Origin of the sequence: Kingella bonacorsii (assembly GCF_016623605.1) — a bacterium.
GTDB classification, from domain to species: domain Bacteria; phylum Pseudomonadota; class Gammaproteobacteria; order Burkholderiales; family Neisseriaceae; genus Kingella_B; species Kingella_B oralis.
In genome coordinates this window covers 295,594-316,774 of sequence record NZ_JAEHNZ010000002.1, presented here as the reverse complement: position 1 = coordinate 316,774, position 21,181 = coordinate 295,594, and the positions used below count along the sequence as shown (strand labels likewise).

Below are 21,181 nucleotides of genomic sequence, written 5' to 3'. Positions count from 1 at the left end.
CCAGTTCTTGAGTTGAAGATATTTGCAAGCCTAAACAAGATGCCGCTTTCGCATGGCGATGGGCGCGCATCCGTTTTCAAATTTTATGAGCCGCCTGCGTAGCCCAGTTGCCGCCATGCTTCAAACACCGTAATCGCCACGGTATTGGATAAATTCATGCTGCGATTATGGGGCATCATGGGGAAACGAATTTTCTGATTTTCAGGCAGCGCATCCAAAACCGCAGCGGGTAAGCCGCGTGTTTCAGGGCCAAACATAAACACATCGCCAGCCTGAAAAGCCACTTTATCGGGGCGGGTTTTGCCTTTGGTGGTGAGCGCGAAAATGCGTTTGCCTTGGAGTGCGTCCAAACATTCGGCAAGGTTTTCGTGCACAATCAGCGTGGAAAATTCGTGGTAATCCAAACCTGCGCGCTTCATTTTCGCGCTGTCCAGCGGAAACCCCAGCGGCTTGATTAACCGCAATTCGCAGCCGGTGTTGGCGCAAAGGCGGATAATGTTGCCCGTGTTGGGCGGGATTTCGGGTTCAAACAATACAACGGTAAACATCGTTTAGCCCTAATTTGTTGATTATAAACAATCTTTACAAAGCTTGCGCCGTTGCAAGCCGTGCAATATGCGCCTTTTTGCAACAGTAAGTCAAATCTTTTTTCACTTGTTACACGCGACTACACAGGCGAAAACTTCGGTAGCCCCCGCTAAAAGCAGGGCGCGGGATAATTCGGCGATGCTGGAATGCGTGGTGCTAACATCATCAATTATCACAACTTTACAGTTCTTAACGTTCTCGCGCACGCGAAAGGCATCGCGTATGTTGCGGGCGCGCTCTGCGGCGGAAAGGGTGGATTGCGGCGGCTTGGGCGCGCGGTGCACGGAATCGGGCGGCAAAAGGGGGATTTTGTAGCGTTGTGTAACGGCTCGGGCGAGGCTGTCGCATTGGTTGAAGCCGCGTTGTAGGCGGCGTTCGCGGCTGATGGGCATGGCGAGCACGGCATCAAAGGTTTGGTTGGCGAGCCACGGCGGGGAATTTTCTTGGAGCAGCCATGCGAACACGGGGGTGAGGTGGCGGCTGCCGTGGTGTTTCCATGCGTGCAGCAGAGCGGGGATGGGGGCGGCGTATTCGGCGCACGCCCAAAAGGCGGAATAAGGCGGCGGATGGCGTTGGCAGCTGCCGCATAGGGCTTGGTGTAGGCTGACTTCGCCGCAGCGCGGGCAAAGGTGGCGCGTATCGGGAAAGAGACGTCGCAGTTCGCTTTGGCAGGCGGGGCAGAGCGTGTTGTCTTGGATGTCGTGGCAGATGAGGCAGCTTTGGGCTTGGGGGAACATGGGGGTGCTTGGCGAGGGGCGTTGTAGACAGCCTAAAAAGGGCAAAGGGTTGGATTGGGTTGCATCGGGCGGCAATGGCTAACTGGTTTTAGCTCCGCAACTCCGCTTCGCTACGCAGGCCGCCGCAGCGCGGATGGTTTCTTAATGGTTAAAACTACGTTCGCCAAACCGCGCTATTTTAAACGGGTAGTTATCCCTATAATGCGCCGTTTCAACATTCACACAGGAAGAAAGCTATGTTTACTCGTTTACAAAATTGGCAAGATGCGGCGTTGTGCTTGGTGCGCGCGGTTACGGGCTATATGTTTTTGCAACACGGTTTGGCGAAATTTTTCGAATTTCCCGTTTCCATGACGGATGGACACGGCGCGGTGCCGCTGTTTTCGCTGTTTGGCGCGGGCGGCATGTTGGAGCTGGCGGGCGGCGCGTTGCTGATTTTGGGCTTGTTTACCCGCCCCGTGGCGTTTTTGCTGTCGGGTCAAATGGCGGTGGCGTATTTCTTTATCCACGGCGGCAATGTGCTGCTGCCGATGACCAACGGCGGCGAATTGGCGGCGTTGTATTCGCTGATGTTCTTGCTGCTGGTGTTTACGGGCGGCGGTAAGTATGCGCTGGATAGCGTGCTGCGCAAGAGCTAAGATTGTTTTGCCTTTTCAGGCTGCCTGCAAGCAAGCCGGATAAGCGTTAAGCGACACGTTTTGCCGATGCGGTGGCAACACGTGTTTTTGTTTTGGCACAAGCTCGCAAACCTGTTCTCAGGCAAAGATTTTTGCAAACCATGAGGCAGCCTGAAACCTTTGTAAAACCGACAACCGATGGCGCATCGGCGGCTCGTTGCCATGTCGGCAAACCAATTTGTAAGCCATCTGGCAGCGAGACGCCGCCGTTCCATTTTGGTTTTCAGGCTGCCTCAATGGCAATCAATCCCTATATTCGTCAGGCGCTGCGCCAAAGCGGTTGTCGCCCGCCGTGCCTTTGAAGCAGAGCAGGGCAAACAGCGCCGCTTCGCCAATATAAGGAATAAAGCCAAGCAGCAGCCACCAGCCCGAGTAATCGCAATCGTGCAGGCGGCGCACGGTAACGGCGCAAGTGGGGACAATAGTCGGCAGCGCGTCGTAGAGCATCATCACATAAAACGGCAGCCCCGCCGCGCCCAAATCGCGCCAGCGGAAGTTGTCGCCCGGTTCGTTGGGCAACGCCGCCACCAGCCACATCGCCAGCGCAAAGGCAATGCCTATTTGCATCGGCGAAAACCGCCAGTACTCCTTGCGCCCTGCGCGCCCGATGAACACGGCGTATTGTTTTAACACGGCAAAATATTCGTCCATTTATCCCTCCTTGTGTTTCAGACTGCCTTATTAGTATGAGGCAGCCTGAAAACGTTTTAACCGATAATCTTGTGCGCTATCAGCTCTTTTTTCAGATAAGCGTAGCACACGGGCGCAAGCACAATCCCGCCGATGCCAAACAAATGCTCAAAAATAATCATCACCAGCAGCAGTTCAAACGCTTTGGCGTTCACTTGCTCGCCGATGATTTTCGCGTTCAAAAAATACTCGGCTTTGTGAATCACCACCAAAAATATCAGCGACACAATCCCCGCCGTCAGCGAATTGCCCAAGCTGATAATCACCACCGCCGTGTTGGAAATCAGATTGCCAATCACAGGGATTAAGCCCGCAAAAAACACCAGGCAGGTGAGCGTGGTTTTGAACGGCAGCGAAATGCCCGCCGCAGGCAGCGCCACAAACAAATACAGCACGGTGAGTAAAGTGTTTACGGTGGAAATTTTCACCTGCGCCACAAACACATCTTTAAACGAGGTTTTAAAACCTACCAGCCGCTCCACCAGCGATGCCGACAAAAAGCCCGTGTATTGCGCCTGTTTGCTGTGCACCACATGGGTTTTAAGCATAATGCCCACAATGATGCCGATGATAATGTACACAAACGAGGTAACGCCTTTTTTGCCAGCCTGCATAATGTTTGCGCTATGGGCGGCGAAAAACGCGGAAATCTCCTCGCCGATATTGATGCCTTCGGGAAGGTATTTGTCGGCGCCGTAGGAGGCGAGAATCTGCGGCAGGCGGTGATACATGGCTTCAAACTCGTCGATGTTGATTTTGGTGTAGCCCGCATACACCGCAATGCCCAGCATGGCGCACACCGCCAACGCAACCGACAGCACCGAAATCAGATGCACATGCTGGTGTTGCAGCCGCCCGCCCAATGCCTTGCCCAGCATCGCATTCGCGCCTTCAATCAGGCAATACGTCATCAAAATGCTCACAAACAGCACCACAAAATGAAAATGCAGCACGCCAAACAACACCAACACGGCAATCGCCAGCGAAATCAAAAAAGGCTTGCCTGTGTCGTTGCCTGCGGGGGGCAGGGCTTGGGGGGATAGGTGGATTGGCGGGGTGGGGCGCGGCGGCATTGGGGGGATTGTGGCTCATCTTGTTGCTCCGAAAAGAAAGGCACAATCTTAACAGAAAGGGATGGGGCGGGGCATCAACAGCAAAGGCAGCCTGAAAACGCTATTTCACGTTTTTAGGCTGCCTTAAATCTATTTTCAGGCTGCCTCAACTCTTGCAATACCCCCAATTCGCCCCATTTGATAAAACCTATTCTCAACCACATCACGAAAGCCCATTATGCAAAACAACATCTTGCTCAATCTGCAACACGAACCTGACTTCGCCGCCATCCGCGTGGAAGACATCAAGCCCGCCATGCAAACCGCGATGGCAGAAGCCCGCGCCCAAATTGCCACGATTAAACAGCAGCCTGAAAACGCTGCCAATTGGCTCAACACCGTAGAACCGCTCACCGATTTAACCGAGCGCGTGGGGCGCATTTGGGGCGTGGTGGCGCATCTCAATTCGGTAGTGGACACGCCCGAGTTGCGCGCCGTGTATAACGAATTGATGCCCGAAGTAACCGTGTTCTTCACCGAAATTGGGCAAGACATTGAACTCTACGCCCGCTTCAAAGCGATAAAACAATCGCCCGAATTTGCCCAATTAAGCCCCGCGCAGCAAACCAAATTGGCGCACGATTTGCGCGGCTTCGTATTAAGCGGCGCGGAATTGCCGCCCGAGCAGCAGGCAGAATTAGCCGCCTTGCAAACCGAAGCCGCCCAGCTTTCCGCCCAATTTTCGCAAAACGTGTTGGACGCCACCGATGCGTTCGCGCTTTATTTTGAAGACGACAGCAGCCTGAAAGGCTTGCCCGAAGATGCGCTGGCGATGTTTCAGGCTGCCGCAGCCGCCGAGCAAAAAGCAGGCTACAAAATCGGCTTGCAAATGCCGCACTACATCGCCGTAATGCAATACGCCGACAACCGCGATTTGCGCGAACAGGTGTACCGCGCCTACGCCACCCGCGCCAGCGAATTCGGCAAGCCCGAATGGGACAACACCGAAAACATCAACCGCTGCCTAGCAATCGCCCTGCAAGAAGCGCGTTTGCTGGGCTATCAAAATTATGCCGAGCTATCACTGGTAACCAAAATGGCGGAAACGCCCGCGCAAGTGCTTGCCTTCCTGCGCGATTTGGCCCGGCGCGCCAAACCCTTTGCCGAGCGCGATTTAGCCGAAGTGCGCCAATATGCCGCCGAGCATTTAGGGCTGCCCGAAATCCAATCATGGGATTTGGCGTATGTCAGCGAAAAACTGCGCGAAGCCAAATACGCATTTAGCGAAACCGAAGTGAAAAAATACTTCCCCGCCAGCAAAGTGTTGGCAGGCTTGTTTGCCCAAATTGAAGCCTTGTATGACGTGAAGCTGCGCGAAAAAACCGTGCCCGTGTGGCATGAAGACGTGCGCTATTTTGAGCTGGAAAAAGACGGCGCGATTATCGGCGCGGTGTATATGGATTTGTATGCCCGCGAAGGCAAGCGCGGCGGTGCATGGATGAACGATTATCGCGGCCGCCGCCGCTATCTTTCAGGCAGCCTGAAAGGGCAAATCCAAACGCCCACCGCTTATTTGGTGTGCAACTTCACCCCGCCTGTCGCCGGCAAAGAAGCGCGGTTGAGCCACGACGAAATCATCACCCTGTTCCACGAAATGGGACACGGCTTGCACCATCTGCTCACCCAAATCGACGAACTGGGCGTGAGCGGCATCAACGGCGTGGAATGGGACGCGGTGGAACTGCCCAGCCAGTTTATGGAAAACTTTGTGTGGGAATACGCCGTGTTGCGCGAAATGTCATCGCACGAAGATACGGGCGACGCGCTGCCCGAAAGCCTGTTTGCCAAAATGCTGGCGGCAAAAAACTTCCAGCGCGGGATGTTCCTAGTGCGCCAAATGGAGTTCGCGCTGTTTGACATGCTGATTTACAGCCAAAGCGACGCAGGCAGCCTGAAAAACTGGGCTCAGGTGCTGGCGGATGTGCGCCGCGAAGTCGCCGTGGTGCAGCCGCCCGAATACAACCGCTTTGCCAACAGCTTCAGCCACATTTTCGCCGGTGGCTATTCCGCAGGCTATTACAGCTACGCATGGGCGGAAGTGTTGAGCGCCGATGCCTACGCTGCCTTTGAAGAAAGCGGCGACGTGCGCGCGATGGGCGCGAAGTTCTGGAACGAAATCATCAGCATGGGCGGCAGCCGCAGCGCGATGGAAAACTTCAAAGCCTTCCGCGGGCGCGAGCCGAGCATTGATGCCTTGCTGCGGCATAGTGGGTTTGTGGCGTAATTACGGATAAAAGGCAGCCTGAAAACGATATTTCCCGTTTCAGGCTGCCTATCGCCTACGCGCATAAACAATATTCCATTTAAATTAAATAAGATAGTATCCATACACGCCACGCCCTCTTGCCAACGCTTGACGGGATAACGCTGCCTCCCTATAATGCGCGTTTCTCGGGTCGTTAGCTCAGTCGGTAGAGCAGCGGACTTTTAATCCGTTGGTCGAGCGTTCGAATCGCTCACGACCCATAAGCCAAGTTTTCAGGACTTGGCTTTTTCTTTGCCTGCTGCATCAGGCAGCCTGAAAATAATCTGCTTGATTTTTTTATCAAAAACCGCGATAATCGCACGTTTTAATTTTCACGGAATGGCGCAACCGCGCTGTTTCATTTTTGTGTAAGATAAACTCTTACTCGTTCTTTATATAAGGATTTTAGCTCATGGCTAAGGAAAAATTTGAACGTAGCAAACCGCACGTAAACGTTGGCACCATTGGTCACGTTGACCATGGTAAAACCACTCTGACTGCTGCCCTGACCACCATCTTGGCAGAAAAATTCGGCGGTACAGCCAAAGCGTACGACCAAATTGACGCAGCACCCGAAGAAAAAGCACGCGGTATTACCATTAACACCGCACACGTTGAATACGAAACCGAAACTCGCCACTACGCACACGTTGACTGCCCAGGGCACGCCGACTATGTGAAAAACATGATTACAGGCGCAGCGCAAATGGACGGCGCCATCTTGGTGGTATCTGCTGCTGACGGTCCTATGCCCCAAACGCGTGAACACATCTTGTTGGCCCGCCAAGTAGGCGTACCTTACATCATCGTGTTTATGAACAAATGTGACATGGTGGACGATGCTGAGTTGTTGGAATTAGTAGAAATGGAAATCCGCGACTTGTTGTCTAGCTACGATTTCCCAGGTGATGACTGCCCAATCGTACAAGGTTCAGCTTTGAAAGCCCTAGAAGGCGATGCTGCCTACAAAGAAAAAATCTTTGAATTGGCTGCCGCATTGGATAGCTACATCCCCACCCCAGAACGCGCCATTGACAAACCTTTCTTGTTGCCAATTGAAGACGTATTCTCCATCTCTGGTCGCGGTACCGTAGTAACAGGTCGTGTAGAACGCGGCGTTATCCACGTAGGCGACGAGATTGAAATCGTAGGCTTGAAAGACACTCAAAAAACCACTTGCACCGGTGTGGAAATGTTCCGCAAATTGCTGGACGAAGGTCAAGCAGGCGACAACGTAGGCGTATTGTTGCGCGGTACCAAACGCGAAGAAGTAGAACGCGGTCAAGTATTGGCAAAACCCGGCACCATTACCCCTCACACCAAATTTAAAGCCGAAGTGTATGTATTGAGCAAAGAAGAAGGTGGTCGTCATACCCCATTCTTCGCCAACTACCGTCCACAATTCTACTTCCGTACTACTGACGTAACGGGTGCGGTTACCTTGTCTGAAGGCGTAGAAATGGTGATGCCGGGTGAAAACGTAACCATCACCGTTGAATTGATTGCGCCGATTGCGATGGAAGAAGGCTTGCGCTTTGCGATTCGCGAAGGTGGTCGCACAGTAGGTGCGGGCGTTGTGGCTAGCGTGATTGCTTAATACAAGGATACAGACTGATGGCTAACCAAAAAATCCGTATCCGCTTGAAAGCGTATGATTACAGCTTGATTGACCGTTCGGCACAAGAAATCGTTGAAACCGCCAAACGCACGGGCGCAGTGGTAAAAGGTCCGATTCCTTTGCCTACTAAAATTGAGCGTTTCAACATTTTGCGTTCTCCCCACGTGAACAAAACTTCGCGTGAGCAATTGGAAATCCGCACGCACTTGCGCTTGATGGACATCGTGGATTGGACCGACAAAACAACTGACGCGCTGATGAAGCTGGACTTGCCGGCAGGCGTGGATGTTGAAATTAAAGTTCAATAATCGCTGAATCAAAAGGCAGCCTGAAAACGGTTTAATGTTTTCAGGCTGCCTTTTTATGCAAACGAAACGCGGTTAGAATTTCAGGCTGCCGATATTTAATTGATTGAACGGGGTAAACATGGATTTTGATATTTCTTGGGCGCAGGTCTTTCTTTGGCTGCACGTTTTGGCGGTAGTCGCCTGCGTGGTTCGCGTGCTGTATAAGCAGCGCAACACGGGCACGGCGTTTGCGTGGCTCATCATTTTGTTTGTGTTTCCCGTGTTTGGCGTGATTGCGTATTTTGTGATTGGCGAGCCACGGCTGGGCACGGCGCGCGCCAAGCGCAGCGAGCAGATGAATGCGTTTTACCGCGCGTTTGCCGAGCAGCATTTGGGCGATGACAATGCCGAGCTGAACCGCCAAATGCAGCAGCGTTATCAAGGCATCAGCCATGTTGCCACCAGCGTTACGGGGCTGGCGCCGAGCGAAAACAACGCCATGCGCTTGCTCACGCAAACGGATGAAATTATTGATGCCATGCTGGCGGACATTCAGGCTGCCCAGCAAACGTGCGCGCTGGCGTTTTATATTATTGAGCCGCAAGGGAAAATTCAAATGCTGCTGGGAGCGGTGCGGGATGCGGCGAAGCGCGGCGTGGAATGCACGATTTTGGCGGATGCGGTGGGCAGCGGCGCATTTTTGGGCAGCGAATGGGAGGCGCAGTTGCGCGAGGCGGGCGTGCGGATTGTGCCTGCGCTGCCTGTGGGCGTGTTCAAAACGTTTTTCGCGCGCAGCGATTTGCGCAACCACCGCAAAATTTTGATTGTGGATAATCTGATTGCCTACACGGGCAGCTTCAATTTGGTGGACCCGCGGTTTTTCAAGCAAGGCGCGGGCGTGGGCGAATGGGTGGACGTGATGATGCGTTGCCGCGGCGAAATGGTGCTGGAACTGGCGGCGGTGTTTTATGCAGATGTGGCGGTGGAAACCGATGAAAACTTAACCGAAGTGCAGCAGCAAATTGAGCAAATCAGCGACAAAATCCCCGAGTTGCTCACGATCAAACGCCAATCGGGCGATGCGATTGCCCAAGTGATACCGTCTGCGCCCAACCAATCCGACCCTGTGATTTACGAAACCATCGTATGCGCCATCCATGCGGCGAAATCGCGCGTGATGATTACCACGCCGTATTTTGTGCCCGATGAATTGCTGCTTACCGCGCTTACCACCGCTGCCAAGCGCGGCGTGGACGTTACCTTGATTTTGCCCGCCAAGGTGGATTCGCTGCTCGTGCGTTGGGCTTCGCGGGCGTATTACCCCAAACTGTTGAATGCAGGCGTAAAAATTGCACTGTTTGACGGCGGCTTGCTGCACGCGAAAACGCTGACGGTGGACAATGATTACGCGCTGTTTGGCACGGTGAACATGGATATGCGCAGCTTTTTCTTGAACTTGGAAATCAGCCTGGCGATTTACGATGCGCCCGCCACGCAAGCCATCGCGCAGTTGCAGCAGCAATATTTGCACAGCAGCCATTTGATTTCGCCTACGCATTGGCAGCAGCGCGATAAGGTTTGGGGGCTGGTGGAAAACGTGGTGCGGCTGTTTAGCCCGCTGCTGTAGTTTTAACGCCGTTGCCGCCTTCGGTTTTCAGGCTGCATTGATGCGCAATCGGCAGCCTGAAAACCGTCTTGTCCCCAATTGCTAAACCAAATTAACTAACGTAAAATATCGCCGTTTTTCTGTAAACAAATCTTAACCCCTTTTGATAGGAGCCAACCATGTCAATCATGAAAAAAACCGTGTTCGCCGCCCTGATGCTGGCTGCCATCCCCGCTTTGGCCAAAGGCCCCAAAGTGCCTTACGACCACAAAGGCGTAACCGCTGCCGACATCGTGAAAAGCCCCGATGTGCGCTGGGTAACTGTGGACGAAATCCGCGAAAGCATCAAAGATATGCCCCCGATGACCGTGAGCTTTGACATCGACGATACCGTGCTGGTGTCTTCGCAATGCTTTTACTACGGCCGCAACAAATGGTCGCCCAACGGCTATGAATACCTGCACAACCAAAAATTCTGGGACTACGTTGCCGACGGCTGCGATTTGAGCTCCATCCCCAAAGAATCGGCGAAAAAAATCATTGAAATGCACCAAGCGCGCGGCGACCAAGTGGTGTTCATCACCGGGCGCACCCCCGCCAAAAAATACAAAGACGGCACCATGGACCAGCTCGCCAAAATCTTGGAACGCACCTTTGGTGTGAAAAACATGAAGCCCATCAGTTACACCCGCGACACGCCCGTTGCGCCATACAAATACGACAAAACGGCGTACATCGTTAAAGCCCAATCCAAAATCCACTACGGCGACAGCAACGATGACGTATTGGCCGCGCGCGAAGCCGGCATCCGCGGCATCCGCGTGATTCGCTCGGCCGTGAGCACCAACCGCCCGCTGCCCGTGAACGGCGGTTACGGCGAAGAAGTTGTGGTTGATTCGTCTTACTGATGCGTTAAGCGTTTTCAGGCTGCCTGTTGCGATTGAGGCAGCCTGAAATTTTTTGTGCGGCAGCCTGAAAGCGGTAAACAAGCAATATCAACGCCTTGCACGCAAAAATATCTCACATCGCGCTGAAAATTATGGCATAATCCGCGCTTCGTTTCGTTGGCACGAAACGAATTCGGAGTTTGCAAACGGGTGGCTTGCGCTACTCGGCAAACTTGTCCGCCGCAAGGCATTATTTTTTAGGAAAAACAACTATGCTAACCGTAGAACAAAAAGCCCAAATCGTTAAAGATTTCCAACGCAAAGAGGGCGACACCGGCTCGTCAGAAGTGCAAATCGCATTGCTCACATTCCGCATCAACGATTTGACCCCCCACTTCAAAGCCAACCCCAAAGACAAACACAGCCGTCGCGGCTTGTTGAAAATGGTCAGCGCACGCCGCCGCTTGTTGGCTTACTTGCGCCGCACCGATGCGGATACCTACCGCAACGTTATCACCCGCTTGGGCTTGCGTAAATAATAGGGAATACGTTTTCAGGCTGCCTTGTGAACCATAAGGCAGCCTGAAAAGCATTTAAAGCGTACGAAATAAATTTGCTTTGTGGAACAAGGTAGCCTAAGGTAGCCTAAGGTAGCCTAAGGTAGCCTAAGGTAGCCTAAGGTAGCCTAAGGTAGCCTAAGGTTGCCTGAAAGTGAGCTTTCGTTTCAGGCCGCCTCTTGTTGCCAAGGCAACCACATCAGTAAATTACGGCATAAAAGGAGCATTTTTATATTTTGTGTCTAGTAATAAACAGGTGGAATAAATGAAACAATTTTTTTCATTACTTATACATCTAAATTAGATGTTAATGTTGTTGCTGAAATAATAGAAAAAGAATTTAACATCGTTTTTAATAAGAGGGAAAGTTATTTTTTACATGATTATTTAAAATATTTCGGTGGAGTTTTTGATAGGTTAGTAATAAAAAAATAATATTTATAGTGATGGGTGCTATATTGATAATACTGAAATTTGTTCAATAATTGAATTTTCTTTTCTCTAGGGAAGAAATAAAGATAAAAATAATAATTTTTTAAACGTAAAAGAAAAGCTCGCAGATTATAGTGAAGTGTTGGCGTTTTGTAGTGAGAATATTTTAATTGAATAAAAGCAAGCGTAGCTTAGATTACCAATCCCAACACAGGGCAGCCTGAAAGTGCTTTTTCAGGCTGCCGTTTCTTTCGCGCCATACTCGCACAAATCGTTGATGATGCAGCTTGGGCATTGCGGCTTAATCGCCTTGCAGGTGTAGCGCCCGTGCAAAATCAGCCAGTGATGCGCGTCCAGCAAAAATTCTTTGGGTACATATTTCATCAGCTTGTCTTCCACTTCGCGCACGGTTTTGCCACGCGCCAAACCTGTGCGGTTGGCAACGCGGAAAATGTGCGTGTCCACCGCCATCACGGGCTGCCCAAAAGCGGTGTTGAGCACCACGTTCGCCGTTTTGCGCCCCACGCCCGCCAAGGCTTCCAGTTCCTCACGCGTTTGCGGCACTTCGCCGCCGTGCTTTTCCAGCAGAGCACGGCAGGTTTGCATAATGTGTTTGGACTTGGTTTGATACAGCCCAATCGTTTTCACATACTCGCGCACGCCATCCAGCCCCAAATCCAGCATCGCTTGCGGCGTGTTGGCAACGGCAAACAGTTTTTCGGTGGCTTTGTTCACGCCCTTATCGGTGGCTTGCGCCGACAGTAACACGGCAATCAGCAGTTCAAACGGGCTGCTGAAATGGAGTTCGGTGGTGGGATGGGGATTGGCGGCGCGTAGGCGTTCAAAGATTTCTTGGCGGGTGTGTTTGTTCATGGTGGGGCGGGGGGATGGTTTTCAGGCTGCCTTTGAGGGGTAGACAGCCTGAAAAGGGGTTGTGGGGTTATTTTTTAACGACCCATTTGCCTTTGCGTTTGGTAATACGAACATCGGGGTATTCTGTTGTTTTAGAGGGCATGCGAATATAGACTTCAAAATTGCAGGAATATACACCGTCTGTTATACCACCTTGTACCTTTTGACAGGGCTTGGTAATAGTTAAAACGACATTTTGAGCATTGGCGAAAGTAGCGGGGTCAGTTTTACGAAACGCCTCTTTCACATCAGAATCAGTCGGCGGAATAATAGTAAAGTCATGAGTTTTATACACATGATACGCCCCATACAAAATCGCCATAGTAATCAAAGTTTTCACAATTTTCATTATTTCTCTCTCTTACAAGTTAGTTAATCAATCTTCCGCCTGAAACACATCACGATTAGTTTCAGGCAAATCCATTTCAGGCTGCTGTTGGGCTTGGGCAGCGGCTGCTTCTGCCATCAGGCGTTTTTTCTCGCTGATATATTGGTTAATCTGCTGCACCAATTCCTGCGTGCCCTCGTGGGTTAAGGCACTAATTTTAAACAATCTGGGCGTGGTCATGTCAAATTCAAAGCGGTCATCGGGGGCGGGGTAGTCCCAGCCGATGGCGGCAAGCAAGTCGGCAATGCGTTGCTGCGCGGTCTCTTCGTCTAACATATCCAGCTTGTTGAGCACCAGCCAGCGCGGTTTGTCGTACAACTCTTCGTCGTATTTTCGCAACTCGTTCACAATCGCCAAGGCTTCGGCGGCGATGTCGGTGGTTTCGTCAAACGGAGCCAAATCCACAACGTGCAGCAGCAAGCCTGTGCGCGAAAGATGCTTCAAAAAACGATGCCCCAAGCCCGCGCCCTCTGCCGCGCCTTCAATCAGCCCCGGAATATCCGCCATCACAAAGCTGTTGTTTTCATCGATGCGCACCACGCCCAGATTGGGATGCAGCGTGGTAAACGGGTAATCGGCAACTTTCGGGCGGGCGGCAGACACGGCGCGAATCAGCGTGGATTTGCCCGCGTTGGGCATGCCCAGCAGCCCCACATCTGCCAACACTTTCAGCTCTAATTGCAAGGTGCGCGCTTCGCCTTCTTCGCCCGTGGTGAATTGTTTGGGCGCGCGGTTTACTGATGATTTGAAATGGATGTTGCCCAAGCCGCCTTTGCCGCCTTTTGCCACGCACACGCGCTGCCCGTGGTGGGTTAAATCGGCCACGATTTCATCGGTGTCCACATCGCGAATCAGCGTGCCCACGGGCATATGCAGTTCAATGTCGTCCGCGCCTGCGCCGTAGCGGTCGGAGCCGTGTCCTTTTTCGCCGTTTTTGGCTTGGTAGCGTTTCACAAAGCGGTATTCTACCAACGTGTTCACGTTTTCATCGGCAACGGCAAACACGCTGCCGCCGCGCCCGCCATCGCCGCCATCAGGTCCGCCGCGTGGCACAAATTTTTCACGGCGAAAACTGGCTGCGCCGTTGCCCCCGCGTCCACCAAAAACTTCTATTTTGGCTTCGTCTATAAATTTCATGGATTGGATTCTCGTGTTGGATTCAGGATAGTTTAGGCAGCCTGAAAAGGGGTTTCAGGCTGCCTGAAAGGGTTGGAAAATGGGGCGTATTATAAAGGACTTGCTGCGGCTTTGCCCGAATATTTGCTACAATGCCGCGCTCGGTTTTCAGGCTGCCTTAACCCATTGGGCAGCCTGAAAACGCATTTTGTGAAAGGAATCCCATGTCTCGCTCATCCCAAGAGCTTGGCGGCATCACGCTGCTGGGCGGTCAGAAAACCGAGTACCGCGCCGATTACGCGCCCGAAGTGCTCGAAGCCTTCGACAACAAGCATCCCGATAACGATTATTTCGTCAAATTCGTCTGCCCCGAATTCACCAGCCTGTGTCCGATTACCGGCCAGCCCGATTTCGCCACTATCGTTATCCGCTACATCCCCGATGTGAAAATGGTGGAAAGCAAATCGCTCAAACTCTATCTGTTCAGCTTCCGTAACCACGGCGATTTTCACGAAGACTGCGTGAACGTGATTATGAAAGACTTAATCGCGCTGATGAATCCCAAATACATCGAAGTGCATGGTATCTTCACCCCGCGCGGCGGCATCGCCATCCATCCCTTTGCCAACTACGGGCGGCTGGGCACAGCGTTTGAGCAGATAGCGCGCGAGCGGCTGTTCGGGCACGACAGGCAGTAAGACTGAGGCAGCCTGAAAATGAAAAACCGCCTGTTTTTACTCGCAGGACTGGCAGCCTGCCACGCCGCTGCCCAATCCATGCCAATATGACCACCCTCGCCATCACCCGCAGCACCACCGCGCTCGCCGCGCTTTATTCCGTGCAAATCAACAACAATTTGGTTGCGCTGTATGAAACTGCCGAGCCGTTAGCCCGTCAGCAAGGTGTTCGGGTAACTGCCGCGCCCAGTTCAACTTTATCGGTCGTCTTCAACGGCACGGCAGAATTGGATTGCCGTTGGCAAGATTGATTTTCAGGCTGCCTCAGGCGCGCGGATAATCCACACGGCGGGGCAAAATTTCCTTATAATCCGCCCCTTTCGCAGGCAGCCGCAGGGTAAAACTAAAACGGCTGCCCTTTTCAACCCCGCGCGGTTCGTAACCCTCCCGCGTTGAAAGGGTCGTGCAGATGGGCTTTTAATACAAGGCGGCGAGCCACAGCCGGTACAAGCAGTACAGCAAGGTGCGCCAGCACCGTAGTAAAAGCCAAGATGTGCGACCAATCAAAACCAAAACTAGGAAACCCTATGCAAAACTATCTTTTTTCCGACAAGCAAAAATCGCAAGCGCTCTTTTGGCTGGCGTTGTTCCACATCGCCGTCATCGCATCCAGCAACTATCTGGTGCAATTCCCCTTCACCATCACGCTGCCCAACGGCTTTGAAGTCCATTCCACATGGGGCGCGCTCACCTTCCCCTTCATCTTTCTCGCCACCGATTTGACCGTGCGCATCTTCGGGCAATCGCTCGCCCGACGCATCATCTTTTTCGTGATGCTGCCCGCGCTGCTGCTCTCCTACGCGCTGTCTGTCGTATTCAGCGAAGGGCATTGGGTGGGCTGGGGTGCGCTGGCGCACTTCAATCTTTTCGTGTTACGCATCGCGCTGGCCAGCTTCGCCGCCTATGCCTTCGGGCAGATGATGGACATTTTCGTGTTCAACAAACTGCGCCGCCTCAAAGCGTGGTGGATTGCGCCCACCGCGTCCACGTTTGTGGGCAACGCGCTGGACACGCTGTTGTTTTTCGCCATCGCGTTCGCAGGCAGCGACGATGCCTTTATGGCGGCAAACTGGCAGCACATCGCCTTTGTGGATTATCTGTTTAAGCTCACCATTTGCACGCTGCTGTTTGTGCCCGCTTACGGCGTGGCGTTGAATTATGTGCTGAAAAAATTGGCAGCGAGCGGGCAGCAGTTTCAGGCTGCCTAATCGGCAAAAACATCAGTCGGGTGTATTCGCCCGACTTTTTGTTTGCCTGTTGAACGCGCAATATAGGCAGCCTGAAAACATGCAATTCCGTTTTCAGGCTGCCTTAATGGTTTGCCCAATGAAAAACCGCTTGCGCAAAACACAAGCGGTTGGCTATTGCCGTTTAATCAAATTTCTCTTTCAAACGCTCCCAAAAACTTTTCTGCCGCGGCGTTTGGCTGCGGTCTAAGCCTGTGGAAATGGTTTCAAATTCTGCCAGCAATTCTTTTTGGCGGTCGGTCAAGTTAATCGGCGTTTCCACGACCACATGGCAATACAAATCGCCCACCAAGTTGCTGCGCACAGATTTGATGCCTTTGCCTTTTACGCGCATTTTTTTGCCGTTTTGCGTGCCTGCGGGGATGTTGAGTTTCACTTTGCCGCCGAGTGTGGGCACTTCCACTTCGCCGCCCAGCGCGGCGGTGGCGAAGCTGATGGGCAGCTCGCAATGCAAATCGGTGGGGATTTCGGGGTCGCGCTGGAAGATTTTGTGCGGGGCAACGGAAACGTGGATATATAAATCGCCGTTGGGTGCGCCGTGCGTGCCTGGTTCACCCTCGCCTGTGAGGCGGATGCGTTGCCCGTCGTCAATGCCTGCGGGGATATTGACTTCTACGGTTTTGCTGGCTTTCACACGCCCTGCGCCGTGGCATTTAAGGCAGGGTTCTTTGATTTCTTTGCCTGTGCCGCCGCAGGTGGGGCAGGTTTGTTGGATTTGAAAGATGGCTTGGCGCACGTGTACCGTGCCTGAGCCGTGGCAAGTGGAGCAGGTGGTGGCTTTGGTGCCTGCTTTTGCGCCTGAGCCGTGGCAAACGTCGCATTCTTCGTAGGTGGGGACGGTGATTTGGCGTTTTACGCCTGCGGCGGCTTCTTCTAGCGTGATTTCTACGCGATAGCTGATGTCGTCGCCTTGATAATTGGGCTGGCGCGCGCCGCCTGCGCCGCCAAACATTTGGCTGAATATGTCGCCAAAATCAAAACCTTGTGCGCCGCCAAACCCGCCGAAGCCACCAAATCCGCCTGCGCCTGCACCGCCAAAACCGCCTTGTTCAAAGGCGGCGTGTCCGTATTGGTCGTAGGCGGCTTTTTTTTGCGGGTCGGATAGGGTGTCGTAGGCTTTTTGGATTTCTTTGAATTTTTCTTCGGCTTCTTTGTTGTTCGGATTGCGGTCCGGGTGGTATTTCATTGCCAGTTTGCGGTAGGCTTTTTTGATTTCGTCTTCGCTTGCGCTGCGGGCTATGCCTAGGGTTTCGTAAAAATCTTTGCTCATGGTTGTGTGTCTTTGGGTTGGTTAAATCGGATGCGGGGCTATATGGGGGGCGTGGGGCGAAAATCAAGGTTGGCGGCGGGGTTTGTTTGTCGGAGGCAGCCTGAAAGCGGGGGTATTTGTTTTTGCTTCGGACGCTGTTTCAGGCTGCCTTTGCGTGTGCCGCTTTATGGGCTGCAGCGGGATGTGGGCGTAGCGGGGGTTGTTGTGGCAAACAAGCGGAGTCAGGCAGCCTGAAAACTATTGCGCGGCAAGCAACACGATGGCTTGCGCTTCAATGGCTTCTTCGCGCCCAAGGTAGCCGAGCTTTTCGTTGGTTTTGCCTTTGATGTTGACGCAGTTTTCAGGCAGCCTTAAATCGGCGGCGATGTTGGCGCGCATGGCGGCGATGTGGGGGCGCAGCTTGGGCTGCTGGGCAATCAGCGTGCTGTCCACATTCACCACACGCCAGCCTGCTTGCTGCACGAGGGCGTAGGCTTGGCGCAGCAGGTGGCGGCTGTCGGCGTTTTTGTGTTCGGCGGCGGTGTCGGGGAAGTGCGCGCCGATGTCGTTGAGCGCGGCTGCGCCCAACAGGGCATCGGTGATGGCGTGCAGCAGGACATCGGCATCGGAGTGTCCTTGCAGGCCTTTGGGGTGGGGGATGTGTACGCCGCCGAGAATCAGCGGGCGGTTGGGCACGAGGGCATGAACGTCGTAGCCTTGTCCGATGCGTAGGGTCATGGGGATTCCTTTGTGGTGGGGGTTAGAGGCAGCCTGAAAACGGGTGTTCAAGGCTGTTTGGGCTTCGTTTGTTGTAGCTTCGCCAAACGCTGTTTCAGGCTGCCTATCGGGTGATAAATAAACTTTCTATGCGGGCATCGCGGCGAAACTTTTTGCTGTGTAGAGGCAGCCTGAAATGGGCAGAGGGCATGTTGCCAAAATCGCCACCGCGCACGCGAATATTGAGCCATTTGGGCTGTTGGGTGAAGCGGGCAAATTGACGCATTTCCACCGCGCTCAATTCAATATCGCGCACTTTGCCCAGCGTTTTTTCGGCATCGCGCAATGCCATGCGGGGGCGGATGCCGTGGGCGGTGCGGCAGGCGGGCGACGGGGTTTCCAGCCATGTGATTTGCTGCGTGCTGTCGTTGAGCAGGGCGAACACTTCAATTTCTTGCGGCAGGGTAATCAGGGTGATTTCGCCCGTTTCGGCATCGGCTTCGCTGCGGATTTGAGCTTGCGGCAGGGCGCGTTGCACTTGCGCCGGCGTTTGCCCAAGTTGGATGTCTGCGATGCTGTTGGGCGTGATGGTGCAGGCGGAGGCGATGGAGGCGGCGATTAGGGCGAAAGGGAGCAAGATTTTTGGGAACATGGTTTGACCTGTGAACAAGAGACAGCCTGAAAGCGGGATTGCAGGATGGGGCATGATGAGCCATATTTTGCGGGAGACGTAGCATACGTTTTCAGGCTGCCTATTGCCATGAGGCAGCCTGAAAACGCTTTTTATGCGCCAATGGCAACGCTGGGCAAACCAATCGCTATTTTCAGGCTGCCTACGGCTGCTCCGTTGCCAACCGCCCCGCCCAAATCCTATCCGCCGCGCCAATTGCCTCCGCATCGCGCAACACGCCGTTGCCAAACCAAACCAACGCGGGCGCGTGGTGATTGTCGTGCCGCTTGCAGATGCGCTGCTCCGCGCCGTTTTCCAGCCATTGCGCGCACCAATGCGTGCTGCCCGAAACGAGGGTGTTGCCGTTTTGCCATTGGTTGCGATGGCTTGCCAGCCAGTTGCGCCAAGCCGTTTGGCGTTTTTCGCCTGCGCGGCGGGCAATCGGCAGCGTGCGGTTGCCGAGGCTGTCGTGGTAGATGACGAGTTGCAGGTTTTGCGCGGTGAAGGTTTCGGGCAAAGTGGCTTGACAAGCGGTGAGCAACAATAAGGCAAATAGGGCAGGGCGGTTCATGGCGTTTTCGGCGGTAAAAAATGAACGGAATATAGCACATCGCCCCAAGCGGCAGCCTGAAAAAAAGCAACAGAAAACGTTTGATTTGGGGTGGAGTAATGTTTCAAATAAGATTGACGTGGCACAAGCAAATGACCAAAAATGCGCTTGAAACAGCGAGATAAGCGTATCATAATTATGTAATAAATTTTTTCAACAACCAAAGGAAGTAGCAAAATGGCAAACAAAGTGAGCAATAAAGTGGTGGTGATTGGCACAGGCGCGGTGGGCGTGAGCTATGCCTATGCCGCGCTCAACCAAGGCACTGTGGACGAATTGGTGTTGATTGACATCAACCAAAAACGCGTAGAGGCCGAAGCCTACGATTTGAGCCACGGCGTGTTTAACGGACCGACTTCAACCGTGGTCAAAGCAGGCACTTATGCCGATTGCGCCGATGCCGACATCGTTACCATTTGCGCAGGCGTGCCACAAAAACCAGGCGAAACCCGCTTGCAACTGATTGATAACAACCTTAACGTGTTCAACAAAATTGTGGGCGAAGTGGTGAAATCAGGCTTTAAAGGCGTGTTCCTGCTTGCCGCCAACCCTGTGGATGTGTTGTCCTACGCGACTTACAAATTCTCAGGTTTCCCCAAAGAGCGCGTAATCGGCTCGGGCACGGTGTTGGATACCGCTCGCTTGTGCGACGAATTGTCCAAAGAATTTAACGTTGCGCCGCAAAGCATCAATGCTTTTATGGTGGGCGAACACGGCGACAGCATCTTGGCGGCTTGGAGTTCGGCAACCGTTGCGGGGCAATCGGTAAAAGCTTATTTTGATGCCCAACCCAACGGCAAAGAACGCATGGAGCAAATCCGTTACGACGTGATGCGCGCCGCCTACAAAATCATTGAAGGCAAAGGCGCAACGTATTATGGCATCGGCATGGGCTTGGCCCGCATTACCCGCGCCATTTTGCGCAATGAACGCGCGATTTTGCCCGTTTCCGCGCTGGTAGAAGGCGAATACGGCGAGCATGATGTGTTTATCGGCACGCCTGCGGTTATCGGCAGCAGTGGCATTGTGCGCATTATTGAGCAACCTTTGGATGCCGAAGAAAAACAAAAATTTGCCGATTCCGCCAACATCTTGCGCGGCTATCAAGAGAAAGTGCACGAATATTTGAAATAATCAAAACGCAAAAAGCCGCTTGGGTTCAAATGCTCAAGCGGTTTTTGTTTTCAGGCTGCCTTATTGCGCACCAAACGTGTTGCATTGGTTAATATCGCCCGTTTGCAAACCACGCTGCAACCATTTTTTGCGTTCGGCAGATGTGCCGTGCGTATAAGTGTGCGGCACGGTGTAGCCTTGCGCGCGTTGCTGCAAGGTGTCATCCCCCACCGCTTCCGCCGCCACATAGGCTTCTTCAATGTCGCCGTCTTCAAACAGCCCGTCTTTTTGCGCGTAATAGCCCCACACACCCGCGTAGCAATCCGCCTGCAATTCCAGTTTTACCGATAACGCATTGGATTCTGTTTTGCCCACTTGCTGCTGTAAATTGTGCACCTTGCCAAGCGTGCCCAGCATGGTTTGCACATGATGCCCCACTTCGTGAGCAATCACATAAGCAAACGCGGCATCGCCTTCTGCGCCAAGCTGGTTTTTCATGGTATTGTAAAACGACAAATCAATGTATAGCTTATTATCCGCAGGGCAATAAAACGGGCCTGCGCTGGCTTGCCCTGTGCCACATCCCGTTCGAGTTGCGCCCGAATAAATTTGTAACACAGGCTCTTGATACGTTTTGCCCATTTTTTGAAAATACGCGCCCCATACTTTTTCCGTTTCACGCAATACAACCGAGCTGAGTTTATATAACTGCTGCTCTTGTTGAGAATATTGCGGTTGCTGGCGTGTTTGCTGCTGAGCATTGCTAAGCTGGTTCGCCCCGCCCACCAAACCGCTTAAATCCACGCCGTTGTAAGCACCAATTAACAAAATAATCAAACCAATGATGCCAATTGGTTTGCCGCCACCCATGCCGCCTCCGCCCGAGCTGCCACGCGCATCTTCAATATTGTTACTGCCTTCCCGGTCTTGCCAACGCATAAAAACTCCATTCAAAAATAAACGAAAAGCCCAAACAAACGTTTGGG

General features: G+C 53.0%; 23 protein-coding genes and 1 tRNA gene. 12 read left to right on the top strand and 12 right to left on the bottom strand.

What is annotated here, in order from left to right; genetic code table 11:
• Positions 1-83: 83 nt before the first annotated feature.
• Positions 84-548, bottom strand: a complete 465-nt coding sequence (trmL, locus tag JDW22_RS06465) for a tRNA (uridine(34)/cytosine(34)/5-carboxymethylaminomethyluridine(34)-2'-O)-methyltransferase TrmL (protein WP_200522377.1) — start codon at positions 546-548, stop codon at positions 84-86.
• 102 nt (positions 549-650) lie between these two features.
• The gene (locus tag JDW22_RS06460) at positions 651-1,325 is read right to left on the bottom strand and encodes a ComF family protein (RefSeq protein WP_200522376.1); all 675 of its coding nucleotides are present in this window, start codon (positions 1,323-1,325) and stop codon (positions 651-653) included.
• A 236-nt stretch (positions 1,326-1,561) separates the two neighbouring features.
• Here JDW22_RS06460 and JDW22_RS06455 point away from each other — a divergent pair, with 236 nt between their 5' ends.
• Positions 1,562-1,963 carry a DoxX family protein gene (locus JDW22_RS06455; RefSeq protein ID WP_200522375.1) on the top strand — a complete coding sequence of 134 codons (402 nt, stop codon included), beginning with the start codon at positions 1,562-1,564 and terminating at the stop codon, positions 1,961-1,963.
• A 282-nt stretch (positions 1,964-2,245) separates the two neighbouring features.
• Here the strand turns inward: JDW22_RS06455 and JDW22_RS06450 are convergent, their stop codons facing one another.
• The gene (locus tag JDW22_RS06450) at positions 2,246-2,653 is read right to left on the bottom strand and encodes a DUF805 domain-containing protein (protein ID WP_200522374.1); all 408 of its coding nucleotides are present in this window, start codon (positions 2,651-2,653) and stop codon (positions 2,246-2,248) included.
• 56 nt (positions 2,654-2,709) lie between these two features.
• On the bottom strand, positions 2,710-3,765 hold the full coding sequence (locus tag JDW22_RS06445) for an AI-2E family transporter (protein WP_200522373.1): 1,056 nt from the start codon (positions 3,763-3,765) through the stop codon (positions 2,710-2,712).
• Positions 3,766-3,982: 217 nt separating this feature from the next.
• Between JDW22_RS06445 and JDW22_RS06440 the strand changes: the two genes are divergently transcribed.
• From JDW22_RS06440 to rpsO, 7 genes are all read left to right on the top strand, one after another.
• A complete protein-coding gene (locus tag JDW22_RS06440; RefSeq protein ID WP_200522372.1) occupies positions 3,983-6,028 on the top strand; it encodes a M3 family metallopeptidase in 2,046 nt (681 codons plus the stop codon).
• A gap of 169 nt (positions 6,029-6,197) precedes the next feature.
• A tRNA-Lys gene (locus JDW22_RS06435) sits at positions 6,198-6,270 on the top strand.
• Positions 6,271-6,461: 191 nt separating this feature from the next.
• Positions 6,462-7,646, top strand: coding sequence for an elongation factor Tu (gene tuf / locus JDW22_RS06430; RefSeq protein ID WP_003793138.1), 1,185 nt, complete (start codon positions 6,462-6,464; stop codon positions 7,644-7,646).
• 17 nt (positions 7,647-7,663) lie between these two features.
• Complete coding sequence (gene rpsJ, locus JDW22_RS06425; protein ID WP_002642322.1) at positions 7,664-7,975, top strand: 30S ribosomal protein S10; 312 nt, start codon at positions 7,664-7,666, stop codon at positions 7,973-7,975.
• A 118-nt stretch (positions 7,976-8,093) separates the two neighbouring features.
• The gene (gene cls / locus JDW22_RS06420; protein WP_200522371.1) at positions 8,094-9,581 is read left to right on the top strand and encodes a cardiolipin synthase; all 1,488 of its coding nucleotides are present in this window, start codon (positions 8,094-8,096) and stop codon (positions 9,579-9,581) included.
• Positions 9,582-9,739: 158 nt separating this feature from the next.
• Positions 9,740-10,468: an acid phosphatase AphA gene (gene aphA / locus JDW22_RS06415; RefSeq protein WP_200522370.1), complete on the top strand. Its 729-nt coding sequence runs from the start codon at positions 9,740-9,742 to the stop codon at positions 10,466-10,468.
• Between the two features lie 251 nt (positions 10,469-10,719).
• Entirely contained in the window at positions 10,720-10,986 is a 267-nt protein-coding gene (gene rpsO, locus JDW22_RS06410; protein ID WP_003798626.1) for a 30S ribosomal protein S15, read from the top strand.
• 684 nt (positions 10,987-11,670) lie between these two features.
• On the opposite strand, the gene nth is transcribed toward rpsO, so the two are convergent.
• The 3 genes from nth to obgE all read right to left on the bottom strand — a co-directional run bounded on the left by nth (position 11,671) and on the right by obgE (position 13,873).
• The gene (gene nth, locus JDW22_RS06405; protein ID WP_200522369.1) at positions 11,671-12,309 is read right to left on the bottom strand and encodes an endonuclease III; all 639 of its coding nucleotides are present in this window, start codon (positions 12,307-12,309) and stop codon (positions 11,671-11,673) included.
• 67 nt (positions 12,310-12,376) lie between these two features.
• A complete protein-coding gene (locus tag JDW22_RS06400; protein ID WP_003798629.1) occupies positions 12,377-12,697 on the bottom strand; it encodes a hypothetical protein in 321 nt (106 codons plus the stop codon).
• 27 nt (positions 12,698-12,724) lie between these two features.
• Positions 12,725-13,873, bottom strand: a complete 1,149-nt coding sequence (gene obgE / locus JDW22_RS06395) for a GTPase ObgE (RefSeq protein ID WP_200522368.1) — start codon at positions 13,871-13,873, stop codon at positions 12,725-12,727.
• 203 nt (positions 13,874-14,076) lie between these two features.
• On the opposite strand from obgE, the gene queF reads away from it, so the two are divergent.
• The 3 genes from queF (at position 14,077) to JDW22_RS06380 (ending at position 15,797) form a co-directional block, all read left to right on the top strand.
• Positions 14,077-14,550, top strand: a complete 474-nt coding sequence (queF, locus tag JDW22_RS06390) for a preQ(1) synthase (RefSeq protein WP_003798633.1) — start codon at positions 14,077-14,079, stop codon at positions 14,548-14,550.
• Positions 14,551-14,636: 86 nt separating this feature from the next.
• A complete protein-coding gene (locus JDW22_RS06385) occupies positions 14,637-14,840 on the top strand; it encodes a hypothetical protein (protein ID WP_003798635.1) in 204 nt (67 codons plus the stop codon).
• A gap of 276 nt (positions 14,841-15,116) precedes the next feature.
• Positions 15,117-15,797: a 7-cyano-7-deazaguanine/7-aminomethyl-7-deazaguanine transporter gene (locus JDW22_RS06380; protein ID WP_200522367.1), complete on the top strand. Its 681-nt coding sequence runs from the start codon at positions 15,117-15,119 to the stop codon at positions 15,795-15,797.
• A gap of 163 nt (positions 15,798-15,960) precedes the next feature.
• On the opposite strand, the gene dnaJ is transcribed toward JDW22_RS06380, so the two are convergent.
• The 4 genes from dnaJ to JDW22_RS06360 all read right to left on the bottom strand — a co-directional run bounded on the left by dnaJ (position 15,961) and on the right by JDW22_RS06360 (position 19,043).
• A complete protein-coding gene (gene dnaJ / locus JDW22_RS06375) occupies positions 15,961-17,106 on the bottom strand; it encodes a molecular chaperone DnaJ (protein WP_200522366.1) in 1,146 nt (381 codons plus the stop codon).
• A 237-nt stretch (positions 17,107-17,343) separates the two neighbouring features.
• Complete coding sequence (gene ispF, locus JDW22_RS06370; protein ID WP_200522365.1) at positions 17,344-17,823, bottom strand: 2-C-methyl-D-erythritol 2,4-cyclodiphosphate synthase; 480 nt, start codon at positions 17,821-17,823, stop codon at positions 17,344-17,346.
• Between the two features lie 103 nt (positions 17,824-17,926).
• Positions 17,927-18,700, bottom strand: coding sequence for a hypothetical protein (locus tag JDW22_RS06365; protein ID WP_200522364.1), 774 nt, complete (start codon positions 18,698-18,700; stop codon positions 17,927-17,929).
• Positions 18,636-19,043 (bottom strand): hypothetical protein, encoded by a 408-nt coding sequence (locus JDW22_RS06360; protein ID WP_200522363.1) that lies wholly within the window; start codon positions 19,041-19,043, stop codon positions 18,636-18,638. The genes JDW22_RS06365 and JDW22_RS06360 overlap by 65 nt, the downstream gene beginning before the upstream one ends.
• A gap of 216 nt (positions 19,044-19,259) precedes the next feature.
• Here JDW22_RS06360 and JDW22_RS06355 point away from each other — a divergent pair, with 216 nt between their 5' ends.
• Positions 19,260-20,216, top strand: a complete 957-nt coding sequence (locus JDW22_RS06355) for an L-lactate dehydrogenase (RefSeq protein WP_200522362.1) — start codon at positions 19,260-19,262, stop codon at positions 20,214-20,216.
• 60 nt (positions 20,217-20,276) lie between these two features.
• Here the strand turns inward: JDW22_RS06355 and ypfJ are convergent, their stop codons facing one another.
• Positions 20,277-21,134, bottom strand: coding sequence for a KPN_02809 family neutral zinc metallopeptidase (gene ypfJ, locus JDW22_RS06350; RefSeq protein ID WP_003798652.1), 858 nt, complete (start codon positions 21,132-21,134; stop codon positions 20,277-20,279).
• Positions 21,135-21,181 lie beyond the last annotated feature (47 nt).